Source organism: Rhizobium sp. CB3060 (genome assembly GCF_025200735.1).
Lineage (GTDB): Bacteria > Pseudomonadota > Alphaproteobacteria > Rhizobiales > Rhizobiaceae > Rhizobium.
Genome location: NZ_CP104158.1, coordinates 3,897,920 through 3,916,818 on the forward strand (window position 1 = coordinate 3,897,920; position 18,899 = coordinate 3,916,818).

An 18,899-nucleotide genomic window follows, 5' to 3' on the forward strand; every position below is an offset into this window, starting at 1 on the left:
AACTGCTCTATCTCTTTGTTTTCACGCAATTCCGGACGGAAAACCTCTACGCACTTTTCCTGGAATTGCTCTAGAGGACCATGTTCATGATGCTCGACCGCCGTCTCAATGCCTTTCGGCCCGATCTTGCCGAGGCCTCCCTTCGGGGCAAGGTCGAAGCCGGCCGTTTTGTCGAGGGCACCAGAGCGCAGGTCGTCGATCCCGTCGCCGCCCTTCGCCCGCAGCCGGATCTGGCGCGCGGCATCGACACCGAGCTTTTGTTCGGCGAAGAGGTCGATGTCTTCGAGCGCAAGGATGGCTGGTGCTGGGTGAAAGCGGTGTCGGACGGCTATGTTGGCTATCTTCCCGAAAAAACGATCCTGACGGAACAGGCCGCACCCACGCATGTCGTCGTGACGCAGCGGACGTTTCTCTATCCCGAGCCGGAACTGCGCAAACCCCACGCGGATATCCTCTCCATGGGCAGCCGCGTGCGCGTCACCGGCACGGCCGAGACGCGGGGGAACCATTATGTCGTCCTTGAAGACGGCGCGGCCATCTTCGCCAAGCATGTCCAGCCGATCGGTTACAATGATGGCGGCGACTATGTCGATGTCGCCTTGCGCTTCCTGGAAACCCCCTATCTCTGGGGCGGCCGGTCCGGTCTCGGTATCGATTGCTCCGGCCTCGTGCAGCTCGCATTGTTGATGACGGGCCGCGACGCGCCGCGCGATGCGGACATGCAGGCGGCTGGCCTCGGCGAACCGATTACGCGTGAGGAATTGCGCCGCGGCGATTTCGTCTTCTGGAAGGGCCATGTGGCCATCATGGAAGACGAGAAAACCATCGTGCATGCCAACGGCCATACGATGACCACGGCACGCGAAGATTTTGCCGCCGCCGTCGAGCGCATCGGCTGGCTCTATGAGCAACCGACAGGCTACCGCCGCCTGCAGGGCTGAGAGCCGGTCGGAACTGGTCTGAATCTAAACCGTTATTTCCTCGATTGAACACCTTCTTGTTCGAGAGGAGAAGCATCATGCCGATCACGGCCATGGAACAGGTGATCAGGGATATCCTCCACGACAGCCATCTGAGGCGCAGTCGCAAGATCGATCGGCTGCGTGAGCTGCGGAGCGAAACTCGCGGCATCCAGCGCGCCGGCAGCGCCAGCATGATGAGTATAGATGACGGCCTACAGGATGACCTGCATGTCATCGAAAAGGCCTTGCGGCAGCTTGGCGCCGATGTCGAGGAGAAAGGTGCGGCCCGGCTGTAGGCCTTCACCCTTGCCCCAGCGGGGAGAGGTCGCGCGGTACGCGCCGGTCAGGGAGCAGGTGGCTTCGGCCAGTTCGTGACCCCGCCGGTCCAGGTTTCGAACGCCTTCGAGAGTTTCAGCACCAGCATGTCGCCAAAACGCGGACCGACGATTTGCAGTCCGATCGGCATGCCGGAGCGGGAGAAGCCGCAATTGATCGATGAGGCCGGCTGCTCCGACATGTTCCAGGGAACGGTAAAGGCGATGTGCTCGAAGGGCAGGGCCGGATCGTTGGTGGGGGAGGCCCAATCGGCCGGATAGGAGACAATCGGGTTGGTGGGCGATAGCAGCGCATCGACCTCGGTAAACAGCTTGCCGCAACTTCTGCGCATCTCGATCGTCTGGTTGAAACCGCGCACCGCTTCGACACCGCTGATATCGGCACCGCCCTTCGCCCATGTGTAGATATAGGGCAGGATCAGGTCGCGGCGCTCCTCGCTCAATCCCATGATATCGCTCCAGAAACGCGCTCGCCAGAAGACATCCAGCCCATCCAGCATCTGCTTTGTCAGCACCGGCGCGACGTCGATAATCGTAGCGCCCGCTTCTTCGAAGCGCTTGGCGGCGGCGACAACCGCATCGCGCACCTCGGCATCGGCGGGCAGGCCGCAGCCGGCATCGAGCATCAGGCCGATCTTCAGCCCGCGCACATCGATATCGAGATCCATCCAGTCGATCTCGTTCGGCGGCAGGCTGGTGCCATCGCGCCAATCGGGCCGCGAGAGCGTGGCCATGGAAAAGGCGGCGTCCTCGACCGTGCGGGCCATTGGCCCGGCGCAGCGGCCGACATAATAGGGATCGACCGGAATGCGGCCATGGCTTGGCTTGAAGCCGAAAATGCCGGTCCAGCCTGCCGGCAGGCGCACCGAGCCGCCGATATCCGTGCCGATGTGCAACGGCCCGTAGCCGGCAGCCGCCGCCGCCGAGGCGCCGGCACTGGACCCACCAGGATTCTGGGTCGGATCCCAGGGATTGCGGCTGAGTTTGTGGAAGCTGGAAAGACCGGAGGACAGCATGCCGTAGTCCGGGCAGGTGGTTTTGGCGAAGATCACCGCGCCATCTTCGCGCAGGCGAGCTGCGACCGGCGCATCCTCGGCGGCGGGAATGAGTTCGACGGCGGCCGTGCCGAGCGGCACCGGCTGGCCCTTGGTGGCGATCAGCTCCTTGAGGGTCACCGGAATGCCGTCCAGTGCTCCGAGCGGCGCGCCCTTCGCCCAACGTTCGGTCGAGGCGGCCGCCTTCCGGCGCGCCACTTCCGGCTCATAGGCGTAGAGTGCGGCGATCGTCGGCTCCCACGCCTCGATATGTTTCTCCAGCGCCAGCCAGTATTCACTCGGCGAAAGGCTCTTTTCGGAAAATTTCCGAAGGAGTTGGCGGATGGAAAGATCGGTCGCTTCGGTCATGGTCCATTCTCTTCGTATGTCGAAGTTAGAGCGGTTCAGCGTTTAACGGAATCGCTTTCCCGCTCTATCCTTTTGTTTTTACGCATTCCGGACGGAAAACCGCTCCGCACTTTTCCTGGAATTGCTTTAGCGGCGTGCCGCGCGTGGATCGAGAAGATCGCGCAGGCCGTCGCCAAGCAAGTTGAAGCCGAGGACGCAGAGTGCAATCGCTAGGCCCGGCAGGATGGCGAGCCAGGGCGCTTGTCCAAGATAGGTCTGCGCTTCCGCCAGCATCCGCCCCCAGGTCGGCGCCGGCGGCGGCACGCCGAGGCCGAGGAAGCTCAAGCCGGCTTCGGTCAGGATCGCCAGGCCGAGCTGGATGCTCGCCTGGACGATGATGATGCCCATGATGTTCGGCAGCACATGCCGCATGGTGATCGACAGGTGCGTATTGCCGAGGGCGCGCGCCGCCAGCACGTAATCCCTGCTCCAGGCCTGCAGCGCCGAACTAAGCGCCACGCGGGCAAAGACAGGAACCATGAAGGTGGCAATGGCGGTGATGGCGGTAAAGCGTCCGGTACCGAGAAAGGCGCCGAGGATCATGGCCGAAAGGATTGGCGGCAATGCGAAGATCACGTCGCAGGTGCGCATAACGAGCGATTCGAACAATCCGCGCTGAGCGGCAGCGGCAATGCCGATCACCGTCCCGATCGTGCCGCCGATCGCGACCGCCGACACTGAGATCGACAGCGAATTCCAGCAGCCGACCATCAGCATCGACAGCACGTCATGGCCGAGCTGGTCGGTGCCCAGAAGGCCGAAGCCGAAAGGAGGCTGCAGCTTATGGATGATCTGCATTTTCGCGGGCGGCACCGGCGTCCAGAAGAGGGACAGGATCGCGACGCCGACGAGCGAAAGAATGATGATGGCGCCGACGATCAGATTGGCGCGGCGCAGGGCGCGGAACCGGGAGCGGCGGGGAGGAGCGGGGGCGACGGTTTCGACCGTAATCATCGCGCGCCTCCGCTGCGAAGTCTGGGGTCGATGACCAGAAAGGAGAGATCGACCAGGAAATTCATGATGATGACGAGGGCGGCAAAAAACAGCACGACATCCTGCATGACGACGATGTCGCGCTGGCTGAGCGCCTGATAGGCGAGCCGTCCGAGACCCGGCAGGTTGAAGACGTTCTCGATCAGCACGGCACCAGCGACAAGGAAGGTGAATTGCAGGCCGAGGATGGTCAGTATCGGCACCAGGGCGTTCGGCACGATATGGCCCCAGAGAACGGCACCGCTTGACAGGCCCTTGGCGACCGCCGTGCGGGCGAAATCCTCATGCAGCGTGTCGAGCACGGTCGAACGAGTGACCCGTGTCAGCACACCTGCCTGCGGCAGAGCCAATGCCACCGCCGGCAGGATCAGCGCCCGGAGTGCCGGTCCCAGGCCATCGCTCCAACCGGGAAATCCTCCCGCCGGCATTAAGCCGAGCGAGGTGGAAAACAGCAGGATCAACAGCAGGCCCACCCAAAAGCCGGGCACGGCGATGCTCATCTGCGAAAACAGCGTGGCGATAATATCGAATATGCCGCCGCGCCGGGCGGCGGCCGCCACGCCGAGCGGCACGGCGATGAGGATGGAAAGAATGATGGCGAGGATGGCAAGCGGCAATGTTACGGCCAGCCGCTCGACGATGAGGCCGGCGACCGGCACACCATAAGTATAGGACTTGCCGAGATCGCCAGTCAGCGCGCCGCCAAGCCATTGGCCGTAGCGGACGATCAATGGCTGATCGAGGCCCATGTCGTGTCGCAGCGCGGCAAGCGTCTCCGGCGAGGCCGAGGTGCCGAGCGTGATGGCGGCGGGATCGCCCGGCAGCAGGGCCATCACCGCAAAGATCAGCAACGAAACGGCGATCAGGGTCAGGATAAGACCTGTGATCCGGCGGGTAAGAAGTACGATCATTGCATGCCCATCGCCGGATCGGCTCCAGCATCGAAACATTCGACAGCGGGCGAGGTGATCCGCCCTGCTGTCTGTGCGGAACCGAAGAGATCAGTCTTCCCAGGAGACGTTGGTCAAGACATTCGAGGGGATCGGCTCGTTCTCCCAAAGCCCCTTCAGCTTCTTGTCCCAGACCCCGAGCTTCGGCATGACGAAGAGGAAGAGCGCGGGGGCATCCTCGGCCAGGATCGTCTGCGCCTCGCCGTAGAGCTTGTTCTGCGCGGCCGGATCGGCGGTTAGCTGGATCTTCTTCATCAGCTCGTTGAAGACCGGGTTCTTATAATTGAAATAATAGGGGTCGCGCGAATAGATGTCGATGTCCAGCGGCTCGGCATGGGCGACGATGGTCATGTCGTAGTCGTGGCCGGTGAAGACGTCCTGCACCCATTTTGCCGGAAATTCCGTCGGCTCGATATTCATGGTGACGCCGATATCGGCAAACATCGCCTGCATCACCTGGGCGCTACGCGGCGCATAGGCCATCTGCGGCGTCTTGATGGTGAAGGTGAAGCCATTCGGATAGCCGGCCTCGGCCAGCAGCGCCTTGGCCTTTGCGGGGTCATAAGGCAGCGTCCCCGTCAGCTCCTGATATCCCGGGTCGTTCGGCGTGTAGTGGCTGCCGATCGCCGTGCCGAAACCGGACCAGGCGCCGTCGATGATCGTCTTGCGGTCAAGTGCCATCATCAGGGCCTGGCGCACCCGCTTATCGTCGAAGGGTTTGCGCGTATTGTTCATGCCGGCGACGACTTTGAGTTCGGTATTGCCGACCTTGGTCATCAGCCGCGCGTCGCCGTCGAAAGAGCTCATCAGCTCCGGTGCCGCGAATTCCGGAAAGGCGTCGAGATCGCCGGCCTTCAGGGCTGCCGCTTCCGCCTGCGGATCGGAAATGAAGCGGAAGGTCACCTTGTCGAGCTTCACGTCGACGGATTTGTTCCAGTAATCCGGGTTCTTTAGGAGCTCCACATGGTCGCCCTTGGCCCAGGCCGAGAATTTGAACGGGCCGGTACCAACAGGCGTCGTCTTGTCGTCGGCAGCAGACTTCGGGCCGACCATGACGGAGGAGGGCCAGGCGAGCCAGTAGAGCAGGCTGCCCGTCGGCGAAGAGAGATGCAGCACCAGCGTTTCCGGGTCCGGCGTGTCGATCGAGGCGATGGTTGCAAAGAAGCGTTTCTGCGGATTGATGGATTTGCCGTCACGGGCGCGATCGAGTGCGAATTTCGCCGCCGTCGAATCGAAGGCCTCGCCGTCGTGAAACTTGACGCCGGTTTGCAGCTTGAATGTGTAGGTTAGCCCGTCGGGAGAGATTTCCCAGCTTTTCGCAAGCTGCGGCACGATCTTGCCGCTCTCGTCGATAGCGACGAGCCCTTCGAAGATGTTCTGCCAAGTCACCTGACCAATGGCGACGGGTGCGGCGATTGTCGGATCGAGGCCGGTGGGTTCGACGCTCATGCCGATGTTCAGCGTCGTCTTGGCCGCTTCCGCCGGCGCTATGCCCAGTATCAGCAGCCCGGCCGACAGCGTGGCGCCGCAGGCAAGACGGCGCGCATAATCGCCCAGGTCTGAACTCGAAAACTTGGTCATCTCAATTCCCTTGCTCCGGCTCCCGATGCCGGTTTTCCCTCCGGCAAGGCCATTTTTTTGAAATAGTGTCATCTCGCAAGCGCACACACAATTGCGAAAATTTGTGCTGCGCATGCCCGGCGCGGTCCCGAAATGGCTAAATTATCCGGTCCGGAAAGCGGTCCCGCCAGGCCGGCAGCGCGCCTGCGACGGCCAGCGCCGTTGCTTCGTAGACGCCGCGGGCAATGGCACGCGCCATAACGAGGGTGGCGAGATGGCAGAGTTCCATGAAGCTCAGCAGGTCGTCTCTCTGATGTTTGCCGGTCGAAGCGGCAAACACCGTGTCGCCGTCGAGCGGCAGATGCGTGGGCAACAGCGCGCGGGCAAAACCGTCATGGCCGCAGATCGACAGCCGATGCGCTTCCGCCTTGGTCAACGCAGCATCGGTGACGATGGCGCCGATCGTTGTTGCCGTAACATTCGCGCCCTTCAGCCGCAGTCGGACGTCGATGGTTTCGGGCATGCCGAGACCGCCGAATTCCCCGCCGATCTCGAAGGGAGCGGCCCAGAAATGCGGTCCTTCGCCGATGGTGGCCGAGCCCAGCGCATTGACGGCGACGATGGCCGCGATCCTATGTCCCTGGCTGCTGACGGCGCTGGCCGAGCCGAGGCCGCCCTTGACCGTCGCCGTCGTCGCACCCGTGCCGGCACCGACCGTGCCGAGCGGGAAGGCACCCTTGCCTGCGGCCTTGAAGGCGGCGTAACCCATGTCGCGATAGGGCGAATGCAGGCCCCAATCCTTGTCGCCGCCATTGATGAGATCGAAGAGGATCGCCTGCGGCACCAGCGGCACGCGCGCGCTGCCGACCTGCAGGCCGCGGCCGATGTCGCGCAGGCCCGCCTGCACGCCGCCCGCCGCATCGAGACCGAAGGCTGAGCCGCCCGACAGCACCAGCCCGTCGACTACGCCCACCGTCATCGCCGGATCGAGCAATGCCGTGTCGCGTCCGCCCGGCGCACCGCCGAGCACGGAACAGGAGGCGACTGCCGGTTCATCGAAGATGATGGCTGTGACACCGGAGCCTAGCGCAGGATCGGTGCAATGACCGACGCCGACGCCTTCGATATCGGTTAGGAGATTGAGGAGATCAGCCAATGAAAAATCCTTCGCCTTTCAAAGCGCGAGGTCGTCATGGCGATAGGATCGCAAAGAGGGGGAAAAGACAAGATGGGTTTGTCGAAGGTGAGTGCTGTGGAGGCCGACCCTCGTGGTTCAAGGCTCCGGCTTTCAGCCTGCGCGCCTCACCATGAGGGCGGAGAGACCGTGGCGATCGGACGGAGAGGCTTTCGATGGGCCGGTACAAAAGATCAACCCCCACCCAGGGAGCGAACGACGCTCGAAGAGCAAGGGCTGATGATGTGGTGTGGTGATGGTGGGGAATAGCCGAGCCGATCCATCAAACGTGGATCGGCTTAGCCTGTTGGCGGACGAGGAGATCGCGGATGGCGAGTTTGACCTCATCCGCGCTTCTGAAACGCTGCTCGTCCAGATCATGGACATGATATTTCACGGCTATGAACTTCAGCCGGTCTTCATCCGGAACAACGATGCCGACGGGAACGCCAGCATATTCGATGACTTGCTTTTTCATTAAAAATACTCCCTCCGCGCCCTAGCGGCGCAGATATGGCGAATTGACTGTTTGAATCCGATAAGAGGACGAACGTCACATTCGACAGCGCGGGCGGGAGAGTGCGCCCGAGCGGTCATGGCCAAGCACGGACCGCCCAAGGATCGAAGCGATGACTTTAAAGTTCAGCATGTCACTTCCTTAGTTGGTGTTGTACTTGTAAGGCCCCAACGGGAGAGGCCTGCGATCTGGTGTTCTATTGTCTACAATCTTGGTAGATAATAGCAATTCCATCTTCAGAAACATATTCCGAAAGATGTCAAAATATCGACGATCGGGAAAATAAAATTCCGTATCCGACTAACTACGAGAAAGCCTGTATCAACCTCCGCGCAGCCTCCCGTATCGGAAGGGTATTGCCGATCACCGTCCCACAAATAGGAATTGGAACGAGATTCGACAATGGCCGAGAAGATTAAAAATCGGTTTGCCGCCAAATCTCCTCAATGGTTAATGGCGGGGATGGCAGGCCCTAAACGCCGTCCTCCAGCGCCTTTTCCAGGGCTTTCACGAAGAAATCGGTGCTTTCCGCCGAGAGGCAAAGCGGTGGTTTTATCTTCAACACATTCAGGTGATCGCCGGTCGGCTGCATGATGACGCCAAGCTCGAGTAGCCGCTCGCAGAGAGCGGCCGTCTCTTCCGTGGCGGGTGTCAGCGTCTCGTGATCGCGGACGAATTCGACGCCGAGGTAGAGGCCCATGCCGTGCACGGCGCCGATCAGCGGAAAATGCTCCATCAGCGCGATCAGCCCAGCCTTCAGGTGGTCGCCGATGATGCGAGCATTCTCCTGAAGGCCTTCGTCCTTCATGATGTCCAGCACGGTAAGGCCGACAACCGAGCTCACCGGACTGCCGCCGGCCGAGGAGAAGAAATAGCCCTCTTTCTCCAGTGATTCGGCGATCTCCCGCCGGGTGATGACGGCGCCGAGCGGATGGCCGTTGCCCATGCCCTTGGCGATGGTGATGATATCGGGCACGACGTCCTGGGTCTCGAAGCCCCAGAAATGGTGGCCGAGCCGGCCGTAACCCACCTGCACCTCGTCGGCGATGCAGAGGCCGCCCCGTTGCCGGACGGCGGCGTAGACATCGGCGAGATAGCCGCGCGGCAGGGCAATGCCGCCGGCATTGCCGTAGACCGCTTCCGCGATGAAGCCGGCGAGACCCTCGGCCTTCTCGTCGATGGTCTCCAGCAAGGTCGTAACGCCGGCCACGTAGTCCGCAGCCGAATCCGGACCGCGGAACGGGCCGCGATAGGTATTGGGCGAAACGAGCGGATGCATCCAGTCCGGTCGCGTCGTCAACGCCTGCGGATTGTCGGCAATGGAAGTGGAGACAGCATCGCTTGCCAGCGTCCAGCCGTGATAGGCCTCCAGCAGGCACAGCATGTTTTTCTTGCCCGTATGCGCCCAGGCAAGCCGGATGGCGAGATCGTTGGCCTCGGAACCGCTGTTGACGAGAAAGACGCTATCGAGACCATCGGGCGCCAATGCTGCCAAACGCTCAGAAAATTCGGCAACGGCGGCATAGTGGAAGCGGGAATTGGTGTTGAGCCGTGACCATTGCCGCTCGATGGCCGCCGTCAGCCGCGGATGCGCATGGCCGAGCATGGTCACGTTGTTGACCATGTCGAGATAGGTGCGGCCTTGTGTGTCGAACACGAATTCATGCCAGCCGCGCTCGATCTGCGGCGGGACGTCGTAATAATGCTTTTGCGGGCTGGCAAAATGCGCTTCGCGCTGCGTGAGAAGTGCGGCGCTCTCCAGCCGCGGCGCCTCGCAGGCCTCGTTCAGGAGAATGGCGGGCGAGGGGCAGACGGCCGACCAGCCATCGGCCTGGTGGGCTGTGGCAAAGAGCGGTGGCACCATCCCCGGGACGCGGCAGAGCTGCACGCGCAGTCCCCCGATGGCCGAGCCCTCGCTGCCGATCGTGCCGACGATCGCCCCTTGTTCCACCTCGGCGCCCTCTTCCAGCGTGCACTCGACGCCGTCGAGATGCAGGCTGACGGTTTCGCCAATCAGAACGAGATGCTGGCCATGCCATTGGATGCGGCCGGCAAAGGGCGCGGTGACGGTCGTGCCGGCCGGCAGGCAGATATCGCTATGCAGCGCGAAATTCTGCGGCGGCGTCATGCTGAGAAGATCGGCATGCGACAGACGGAATTCCCCGTAGCGCGTCGCAGCCGAGCCGGAAGCGATGGCCGCCTTGGCGAGCAACCGCCAGTCCATGTCCGGCTTTAGCCAGTTACCGTCGACGAAATGCGGGCTGGTCACGGAAAGATCGACGGCGGCGATGTGATCCGATGCAATGTCCGGCAGCAATACGGACCAGCCGTCGGTGGCGAGCGGAGCGAGATCCATGCCCGCGGCCCGGAGGATCGCCGCTTCCATCACGTCCGGCTGCGCGCCGGTGGCAACGTCGAAAATCTCGCGCTCGAGTTTGAGATTGCCGCGCACGTAATCATTGTCGGGGTCGATGGCGAGCTGTTGCTCGCCGCTGGCGGCGAGAATCACCGCGCGGGCGACGATCAGCGGCCAGAGCGCCTTCAATTCGGCTTCCCCGAGCGGATAGATCGCGTGATAGGCCTTGATGGCAGGGAGGATGTAGAAGGGATCGCCTTCGGCGTGGTGAAGCAGCGAGGCGCAGGTGACGGCGAGGTCGCCCACCACCCAGCCCTGGATGATGTCGCCGAAATCGATCACCCCATCCGGGATAGGCTGCCCATGCGCATCCGGATGACTGACGACATTGTCGCCGGTGACGTCGTGATGGACGGGCTGCACGCGAAGCCCGCTCGCAAGCGGCTGGATGCGCTTTACGGCCGCGACCATTGCCTTGGCGATGCGGTCGCGCGCCTCGTGATCCGATATCGCCGACAGGAGCTGCACGGCGACCGGCCCGGCGCGGCGCAGGTCCCATTGCAGGCTGCGGTGGAGGCCGGGATGTTCGAAATCGGCAAGGTCACGGGCGAGCCGGCCGGAAAGGGCACCCAGCGCCGAAACGGCGGCGACGGGCAGATGCTTGCGCCGAGTCAGCGATTGACCGGGGAGATAGCTGAGCAGCCGGACAAGATAATCCTGCTCGCGAATGGTGACGACGAGAATATCCCGGCCGCTCAGCGAGGGCACGATGTTGGGCACGCGCGGCGCATCGGGTTTCGCATGTAGATGGCGGATGGCGGCGTTCTGCGCCTCCAGCTCGACCGTGTCGTATTCCGTTCGGCAGATCTTCAGAACGTAGCTGTTGTCACCCGCGTCGATACGGTAGTTGCGGTCCTGCTGACTGCCGAGTTCGGTAACCGTCCCGGTCAGGCCGTAATGCGTCTGCAAGATCTCCGCCGCCGCTTCCGGCGTGGTATCCGGTCTTGGCAGTTGCATGCGATTGACGAGCGCGGCGTCGGTCATGGCTCCCCCGGATGGTTCATCTGCGTCGACACTAAACCATTCCGTCCAAAAGAAAATCACCGAAAACGAATAGGGTGATCTAACGTTAAGACGAAAGATAGGCTCCCGATTACGCCTGCCTAGAGCGCCATGCGTTCATTTGCATGAAAGCGGGATGCTCAAGAGCGCTGTGCGTTCATTTGAATACACAAAAGTCGGTCTTGTTCGGACCCTACTCAACCTCGATTGAATAGCTGCAGCCGGCGAGCGTCTTGCCGGGATGGTAGATGTCGGTCGAGACGTCGAGGGCGATGCGCGAATGCAGGACCGTGTCGGAATTCTCCAACTGCTCCTTCTTGGAGAATATCTCCCTTTCGGCAAGATATTTGTCGAACCGGTCGACCGCAGCGGTGACGCCCAGCTCCTTGGCAAGCGGATGCGGATCGGCCTCGTTGATCAGTGCAAGCGGACCGGAGGAAGCAAACGCGATCCTGTCGGTCTGTCGCCCGAAAACGGTGATCGGCTTTGCCAGCTTGAATTCCCGCAGCAGAAGGCTGGTCGACGGCTGCTCGGTAATGCCGAACCGTCTCATTGCCTCATCGCTTTCCGGTCCGGTCAGCCACATGGCAAAGCCATTATAGCTTGGCACGTCATAGGTCGTGCATTCGATCAGCTTGGCGAGATCGATCTTCGAAGGGTCTTCTTCCGAGGTCATTGCGGCCGTTGACACCTGTGTGCTCACAAGGATGGCAAGGGCCGAGAGCGGCAGGATTCTCTCCAGATATGATCGCATTTTCCTCCTCCGCAACCTCCAAGCGATTCGATATCGGCCGCATTAAATCGCAATTTAGCGGGAAAAGGAAATAGGGACATGGAGGCGCAGATCGCGGGTTTGCGAATTCGGCGCCCCTTGCCCATAGCCGCGTGTTTTTACCCCATCCGCTCCGAGGCATAGCTTCCGGGGCTTGCCGGGAAGACGATGGTGCGGTTGCCGTTGAGGAAGGTGCGGTAGTGGATGTGGGCATGGATGGCCCGCGCCAGTACCTGGCTTTCGACATCGCGGCCGATCGAGACATAGTCTTCCGCCGACTGCGCATGCGTGATGCGGGCCGTGTCCTGCTCGATGATCGGACCTTCGTCGAGATCGCCGGTGACGTAATGTGCCGTCGCCCCGATCAGCTTCACGCCGCGCTCATAGGCCTGCTTGTACGGGTTGGCGCCCTTGAAGCTCGGCAGGAAGGAATGGTGGATGTTGATGATCTTGCCCGACATCTTCTTGCACATGGCGTCCGACAGCACCTGCATGTAGCGGGCCAGCACGATGAGTTCGGTGCCGGTCTGCTCGACGAGGTCCAGCAGTTGCGCTTCGGCCTGCGGCTTGTTGTCCTTCGTCACCTTGATGTGGTGGAAGGGGATGTCGTGGTTGACGACCACCTTCTGGTAGTCGAAATGGTTGGAGACGACGCCGACGATGTCGATCGGCAGCGCGCCGATCTTCCAGCGATAGAGCAGGTCGTTGAGGCAATGGCCGAAGCGCGACACCATCAAGAGCACCTTCATGCGCTTCTGGGCATCATAGATCTCGGCATCCATCTCGAATTTCTCGGCGACCGGCTTGAAACCTTCGACCAATGCCTCCTGCTTGACGCCTTCCTCGGAGATGAAGGAGACCCGCATGAAGAACTTGCCGGTATCGAGATCGTCGAACTGGCTGGAGTCGACGATATTGCAGCCCTGGTCGGCCAGATAATTCGCTATCGCCGCAACGATCCCGCGCGTCGATTTGCAGGATACCCGTAGAACATAGCTCTTCATGTTTCTTCCCTCGTAAGGCGGCTCGTCGTTTCGCCGCTCGCTTATAGCAATCGAAAGGCACGGGAAAGCTCCCCGCCCATTCCTCGCAACAGAGCTTAAGATAGGCGGCGGAAAATTCCGTTCCCATTGCGCCTTTCAGCCGCGTATCCCCGTCGTTCTGAGGGAAAGCCGCTGCAGATCGATGAGAAACGGCTCAGGCGATGGCGGCCTGCTTCTTTTTCCACTTGCTCCAGCGGCTGGGTGTCGTCAGCTCGTGGACGATCGCGCCGCCAATCGCCGAGCCGACGATGCAGCAACTGACGAAGATCGGACCATGCGCCATGATATCGATCTTCAGCACGCCGCAGACGACGCGCAGAAATGCCAGCGTGAAGGCATGGGTGATGTAGATGCTGTAGGACGCGTCGCCGAGATAGCTCAACCAGCCGATGACGGGAAGCTTGGAAAAATCGATCGAGACGGCCGAGTAGAGAATAATGACGGCCGGAATGCCCCACATATAGGAGCGCATGTTGGCATCGCAGAGCGTCTCGTTGATCAGCAGGAAGGCGAATCCGACCACCAGCGCCGGCCAGGCGACCGTCTGCGGCAGCAGCACTTTTTCGAGATAAAGCTTGGCGAGAACGACGCCCGCCAGGAATTCATAGATGATCGGGTCGCCATAGACCGTGGTGGCGGTCGTTTCTACCGGAAACAGGTGGCAGGCGAGGATGATCGCCGTCATCGTGCCGAAGAGGGCATGGAGCCGCCATTTTTCGCGCACCAGCAGCAACAGGCCGAAGACGAAATAGAAGAACATTTCATAGTTCAGCGTCCAGCCGGGCACGACGACGGGTGCGATGAGGCTGGGATCGGCAGCATTGTGCCAGGGCAGGAATAGAAGCGAAGCGACGAGGTGGGGAACGTCGAACACCGTCGATTTCAGGATCGATGGCGCGACGAGAGCGACGGCGGCGGAAAACAGTGTCGCCAGCCAATAAAGCGGCACGATGCGCTGGATGCGGCGGCGATAGAAGTCGAGCGGGCGCACTTCACGTCCTGCCGTGGTCAGCCACATGACGAAACCGCTGAGGACGAAGAAAATGTCGACGCCAGTCTCGCCGAAGAGATGGAATTGCCAGTCGAAGCCGGAATTGACCTTCGGTACCTGCAGCACTGAATGAAAATAGACGACCATCAGCGCAGCAATGGCGCGCAGATACTGCAACTGTACAAGCATCCCGATCCTCATGCGGCCTCGGCCGACATGAAGCAAGTCAGCCCGGCACTCTGCTGCCATCCACATTTGCCGGCTGTGTCCGGGCAATGCGCGGCTTTTCAGAAACGCGCATGTAACCGATCAGCAGCCAGAGCAGGCCAGCGATTTTGATGGAAAAGATCGCCGTACCGCCGATCATCATATTCAGAAAAATGAAAAGAGAGAGTGAATGACCGCACCGTCTTTGCGCCGGGGTTGCACCGGCGGGAAAAAGGCAGACGAACAGCCAGAACATGATCAGGCCAAAAATCGTCGAACCGTAGATGAGGTAGACATAACCGCTGTCGGCGAATTCCCCGATACGCGCAATATCCAGGCCGAGGATCGCCTGGAAATCGAGATCCAGCATCTTCTTGACCGTAACGCCGATACGGCCGGTGAAATTGTCGCCCATTTCATCCGGCTTCATGAAATGCACGAAGAAGCCGATCAGGATGATCAGCGGCATCAGGATGAGATCGAAAGCCTTCGGAATCTTCGGGAAGACGAAGTAGCCGATGATGCTGATGCAGGAGAAGATCAGCATGGTGCGCGTATCGTTGGTGAGCAGGATGAGCAGCACCGTCGAAACGAATAGCGCCTTGTCGATCCTGCCGAGCTTCGGCCAGAAGGAGAGCAGATAGATGACGATCACGCCGCAGAAATTGGCGAGCGACACCTGCTCCAGGAAGATCGACGACGACCGGTGGTCGATGAGGCCGAAGGAGAAGCGGCCCTGGAAACCGAGTGCGTTGGCGAACAGGCCGGTACTATTGAAGCTTGCCTGCTTGATGCCGCGGGTATTCTCGAAATATTCGCCGGGATGGAACAGGCTGACATAGAAGGGCGTGCTGACGATCTCGCAGACCAGAAACAGCAGCACGAAGAAACAGCCGATGCGGAAAGCCATTTTCACTGTCCGCTCGCTCGCCCAACTGCCGATGCCGGCGAAGGAGACGATGATCAGCACGTTGCGGAACTGGTCGATGAAAGGCACATGGTTCAGCACGGTGATGTAGATCGTGATGATCAGCGTGAATGTCAGAAAGAGGAAGATCGGCAGATCCTCCTCATAGATGCCCTTCTTCAAAATGAACGCGACGCTGGAAAGCATCATCATGCCTTCGCAGAGCACGACATGCGAGACGGCAAGCGGCGTGATGTTGTGGTTGATATAGGCGAGAATGCAATTGTAGAGGACCGAAAACAGTGTGATCGCCAGGATCGGGTAATCGATGCGCTGCTTGTCCGTGAGGGTTTTCATGAAATGTCCAGGGCTGCCGCGTCCATCGGCCGGGGCAACCATAGCAGCGCCGTGATTCGCGACAAAGCGCTGTCCGCCCGTTCGTCTCCGCCGATCAGCCCGCCGGCTTGACGCTGGCGCAGGCCGGCGCAATCACCGTTTTCTTACCGACGGCAGCAGCGATCACCTTCATCTGCGGCCGGTCCTTGCCGCCACGCGGCTGCACGTTCAGCGGCTCCTGCGACGGCCACCAGTCGCCGGCCGCCCAATACGTCCATCCGAGCCAGACATCGTTGTTGTCGGCCATGACATCGAAAATCTGCTTTAGCCCGTCAAGACAGGGCTGGTTTCCCGCCACGCCGAATTCGCCGAGAAAGCCGCGCTTGCCGTTCTTGCGCAGCCAGGCGGTGACGTCGGTCAACCCTTGTCTGGCCTGGTCGCTGCCGTCACAGACAGGATGCGTACCGGAACTATCGGCATCGAGATACTGATGAAACTCGAATGCATAGAAATCGAGAGGGTCCTTGACGCCAAGCATGACAGTATCGTTCGCGCCGCCGCCGATCCTGTCGGTAGCCCAGGTGAGCGCGCCGCTCCAGTTCGTGCCGGGCACGAGGATGAGGTTGCGGGCGCCGACCGTACGAATGCCCTGTATCGCGGTATTGGCGGCTTCCAGCCAATCGGGAGCCTTGATATCGTGCGGCTCGTTCATCAGGCCGAAGAACACGCCCTTCTGATTGGCAAACTCGACGGCGAGACGCGCCCAGAAATCGCCGAAGGCGAGATCGGTCGCAGGCGCCTGAGTGAGTTGATCCTTGTCGTAATAGCCGAAATTGTGCGGATCCAGGACGACGGCCATGCCATGCTCTTGGATGAGATCGACGGCATCCCTGAGCCGCTGCAGTTCTTCGCCGTCCAACGGCTGGCCAAGCACCGGCTGCAGCCGCTCCCAGCGGAACGGCAGGCGGACAACATTCATGCCCTTGCTGGCGAAATAGCGCACCGTTTCTTCCGACGGATAGGTATAGTTGGTGCCGACCACGCCGGTGCGGTCGCCATATTCGGCCCCGGAAAGGTTGATGCCCCGATAGCAGAGCTGCGATGGGTCAAAGCTTGCATCGGTCTCTGCGGCCGAAGCGAGCAGAACCGCTGCGGCGAGCGCTTGGCGCAGCAGTCTCCTCACGAGTCCGGTCATTGCGAGCTCCTGTTCTTCCTCGTCGCCAGTGAGCCCGTTTCATATGAACCTCCCGGTTGAATATTGATGAAGAGATGGGCTTGGCGGGCTCTCTGCCTGCCTCCACCAAGGGACTTCCTGGGAATGTCCTTAATGTTCCGTTAGCCAAACATTTCTAAACTCCAGGCATCTGCGGCGCAGAGACTGCGCGCGGACCCCGTGAAAGTCTGACATGAGCTCATTGGAACGAAGCAAGCGATCGAGCCAACTTCCGGGTTGGCGCAGCACCGAGCCGTACGAAGGACGGCGCGAAGGCTTGCGTTCACGCAGCCCTGTGCTGCGGCCGAGAGACTTTGTTCATGAGGTTCAACCCGTTGCCGCCGAAAAGCCGGTCGATCCGGCGGAGCGGATAATCGCCGCCCGCGATGACGTACGTCGCGAATTCGAACGCAAAGCGGAAGCCGCGCCGCCGCCGGTCGCGGAGCCGGTCGTTGTCGCTCCCCCCCCAGTCACCGAGCCGGTGGTTGTTGTCACGCCGCAAACGGTTTCGCCTGCGCGGATGCCCGCGGCCGATACGCCGCTTCTCGACTTGCGCTCGGCTGTGCGGTCGATCTGGGCGAAAAAGCTGCTGGTTCTTGCGCTTGCAGGCGTCGGGGCCGTGCTCGGCGCCAGCATCATCCCGCTGCTGCCGCAGAAATTCACGGCCGAAACCAGCCTCTATTTCGATCCTCGCCAAGTGGGGGGCTCCGATGGTCCGCAGGCCGCGCCCACTGCGCCGGAACTGATCCTGACGATGATCGACAGCCAGACCCAGATCCTTTCCTCCGGCAGGGTGCTGGGCCGGGTCGTCGATGCGCTGAAGCTCGATCAGGATTCTCAATTCAACGGCGGCGCGACCGGCGACGCGGCAAAATACGTGGCGACCGCAACGCTGGCGAAGGCAGTGCTGATCGCCCGCGAGGCCAGTACCTATGTCGTGTCGCTGAAGGTCACGACGCGCGATCCGCAAAAGTCGGCCAAGATCGCCAACCAGCTTGTTACCTCCTTCATGGAGGAAGAGAGCAAGGCGGCGGCGAACAGCTATCACACCAGCAGCACCGCGCTGGATGGTCGGCTTGAAGATCTGCGCCAGCAGGTGCTTGACGCCGAAAAGGCCGTCGAGCTCTACCGGGCCGATAATGATATGGTCGCCGTCGAAGGCAATCTGATCTCCGACAAGCGCCTAACTGCGCTGAACGATATGCTGGTGACCGCACAGCAAAAGACGATCGAGGCGAAGGCACGGGCCGAAGCTGCCAATAAACTGAGTTTCGAGGACGTCGTTGCCAATGGCTCCCAGGCCAACATGACGGCAACGTCCACATCGCTCAGCAGTCTGCGTCAGCAATATGCGGCGCTCGCCGCCAATGTCGGCAGCCTGCAAAGCCAGCTCGGTGCCCGCCATCCGCGCCTGCTTGCCGCCAAATCCTCGCTCGACAGCCTCGCAGCGGAAATTCGCCGCGAGCTGCAGCGACAGACGACGTCGGCCCGCGCCGATTACGAGCAGGCGCAGAAGGCCGAGCAGGATATCGCCAAGGAATTGGCGGTGCAGAAGGCGTCGCAGGTCAATACATCGGGCAAGCTGGTCGGACTGAACGAGTTGCAGCGCAAGGCGGCTGCTGCGCGCGAGGTTTACGAGGCGCTGCTGAAGCGTTCCGGCCAGACGAGCGACGCGCAGGACCTGTCGCAGAACAATATCCGTGTCATCTCCGAGGCCGAGCCGCCGCTGACGGCGAATGGACCGAGCCGAAAGGTGATGATGGTGGCCGGATTGATCGCCGGCGCGCTGTTCGGCATGAGCCTCGGGGCAGCCTTTGCCATCCTCGCCGGCTTGTTCCGGCATCCGGTCGTTCGTGGCTATCTTGGGAAGTGATCTTCGCCGCCACCTCTGCTGTAAGCGACTCTTTCAAGATCGGGGATGCAATTGCGCGTCCGCTGTTCTAAAAGTGAATTGATGCAGAGAGTGATTGCATTTTGCTAATGAAGGCATAAAGACAATCTTGCTGTGCCGTGCAATACATGGTGGGACAATTTATGCGAGAGAAGCGGTATGCTGTTCCGTTGACCGGCGCCAGGGGA

15 protein-coding genes are annotated in these 18,899 nt (G+C 61.1%); 3 read left to right on the forward strand and 12 right to left on the reverse strand.

From position 1 onward, the window contains the following. Positions 1-86: 86 nt before the first annotated feature. Together N2601_RS18750 and N2601_RS18755 are read left to right on the forward strand one after the other, a co-directional pair. Positions 87-941, forward strand: coding sequence for a C40 family peptidase (locus N2601_RS18750; RefSeq protein WP_104824947.1), 855 nt, complete (start codon positions 87-89; stop codon positions 939-941). A gap of 77 nt (positions 942-1,018) precedes the next feature. After that, a complete protein-coding gene (locus N2601_RS18755) occupies positions 1,019-1,258 on the forward strand; it encodes a hypothetical protein (RefSeq protein WP_104821654.1) in 240 nt (79 codons plus the stop codon). 47 nt (positions 1,259-1,305) lie between these two features. Here the strand turns inward: N2601_RS18755 and N2601_RS18760 are convergent, their stop codons facing one another. The 12 genes from N2601_RS18760 to N2601_RS18815 all read right to left on the reverse strand — a co-directional run bounded on the left by N2601_RS18760 (position 1,306) and on the right by N2601_RS18815 (position 16,802). Beyond that, positions 1,306-2,700 carry an amidase gene (locus tag N2601_RS18760; RefSeq protein WP_104821655.1) on the reverse strand — a complete coding sequence of 465 codons (1,395 nt, stop codon included), beginning with the start codon at positions 2,698-2,700 and terminating at the stop codon, positions 1,306-1,308. Positions 2,701-2,826: 126 nt separating this feature from the next. Beyond that, positions 2,827-3,693, reverse strand: a complete 867-nt coding sequence (locus N2601_RS18765; RefSeq protein WP_104821656.1) for an ABC transporter permease — start codon at positions 3,691-3,693, stop codon at positions 2,827-2,829. Beyond that, positions 3,690-4,643, reverse strand: coding sequence for an ABC transporter permease (locus tag N2601_RS18770; RefSeq protein WP_104821657.1), 954 nt, complete (start codon positions 4,641-4,643; stop codon positions 3,690-3,692). The genes N2601_RS18765 and N2601_RS18770 overlap by 4 nt, the downstream gene beginning before the upstream one ends. A 90-nt stretch (positions 4,644-4,733) precedes the next feature. After that, on the reverse strand, positions 4,734-6,263 hold the full coding sequence (locus N2601_RS18775) for an ABC transporter substrate-binding protein (protein ID WP_104821658.1): 1,530 nt from the start codon (positions 6,261-6,263) through the stop codon (positions 4,734-4,736). Between the two features lie 136 nt (positions 6,264-6,399). After that, positions 6,400-7,398 (reverse strand): P1 family peptidase, encoded by a 999-nt coding sequence (locus N2601_RS18780; protein ID WP_104821659.1) that lies wholly within the window; start codon positions 7,396-7,398, stop codon positions 6,400-6,402. Positions 7,399-7,699: 301 nt separating this feature from the next. Beyond that, entirely contained in the window at positions 7,700-7,894 is a 195-nt protein-coding gene (locus N2601_RS18785; RefSeq protein WP_104821660.1) for a hypothetical protein, read from the reverse strand. Between the two features lie 511 nt (positions 7,895-8,405). Next, positions 8,406-11,333: an aminotransferase gene (locus N2601_RS18790; protein WP_104821661.1), complete on the reverse strand. Its 2,928-nt coding sequence runs from the start codon at positions 11,331-11,333 to the stop codon at positions 8,406-8,408. A 211-nt stretch (positions 11,334-11,544) separates the two neighbouring features. Then, positions 11,545-12,105, reverse strand: a complete 561-nt coding sequence (locus tag N2601_RS18795) for a hypothetical protein (protein WP_104821662.1) — start codon at positions 12,103-12,105, stop codon at positions 11,545-11,547. Positions 12,106-12,242: 137 nt separating this feature from the next. Beyond that, positions 12,243-13,127 carry a formyltetrahydrofolate deformylase gene (gene purU / locus N2601_RS18800; protein WP_104821663.1) on the reverse strand — a complete coding sequence of 295 codons (885 nt, stop codon included), beginning with the start codon at positions 13,125-13,127 and terminating at the stop codon, positions 12,243-12,245. Between the two features lie 193 nt (positions 13,128-13,320). After that, positions 13,321-14,346, reverse strand: coding sequence for an acyltransferase family protein (locus tag N2601_RS18805; RefSeq protein ID WP_104821664.1), 1,026 nt, complete (start codon positions 14,344-14,346; stop codon positions 13,321-13,323). Positions 14,347-14,383: 37 nt separating this feature from the next. After that, on the reverse strand, positions 14,384-15,628 hold the full coding sequence (locus N2601_RS18810; protein WP_104824948.1) for a hypothetical protein: 1,245 nt from the start codon (positions 15,626-15,628) through the stop codon (positions 14,384-14,386). A gap of 94 nt (positions 15,629-15,722) precedes the next feature. Then, complete coding sequence (locus N2601_RS18815; protein WP_104821665.1) at positions 15,723-16,802, reverse strand: glycoside hydrolase family 5 protein; 1,080 nt, start codon at positions 16,800-16,802, stop codon at positions 15,723-15,725. Between the two features lie 211 nt (positions 16,803-17,013). On the opposite strand from N2601_RS18815, the gene N2601_RS18820 reads away from it, so the two are divergent. Beyond that, positions 17,014-18,693 (forward strand): GumC family protein, encoded by a 1,680-nt coding sequence (locus N2601_RS18820; RefSeq protein WP_104821666.1) that lies wholly within the window; start codon positions 17,014-17,016, stop codon positions 18,691-18,693. Positions 18,694-18,899: the final 206 nt, after the last annotated feature.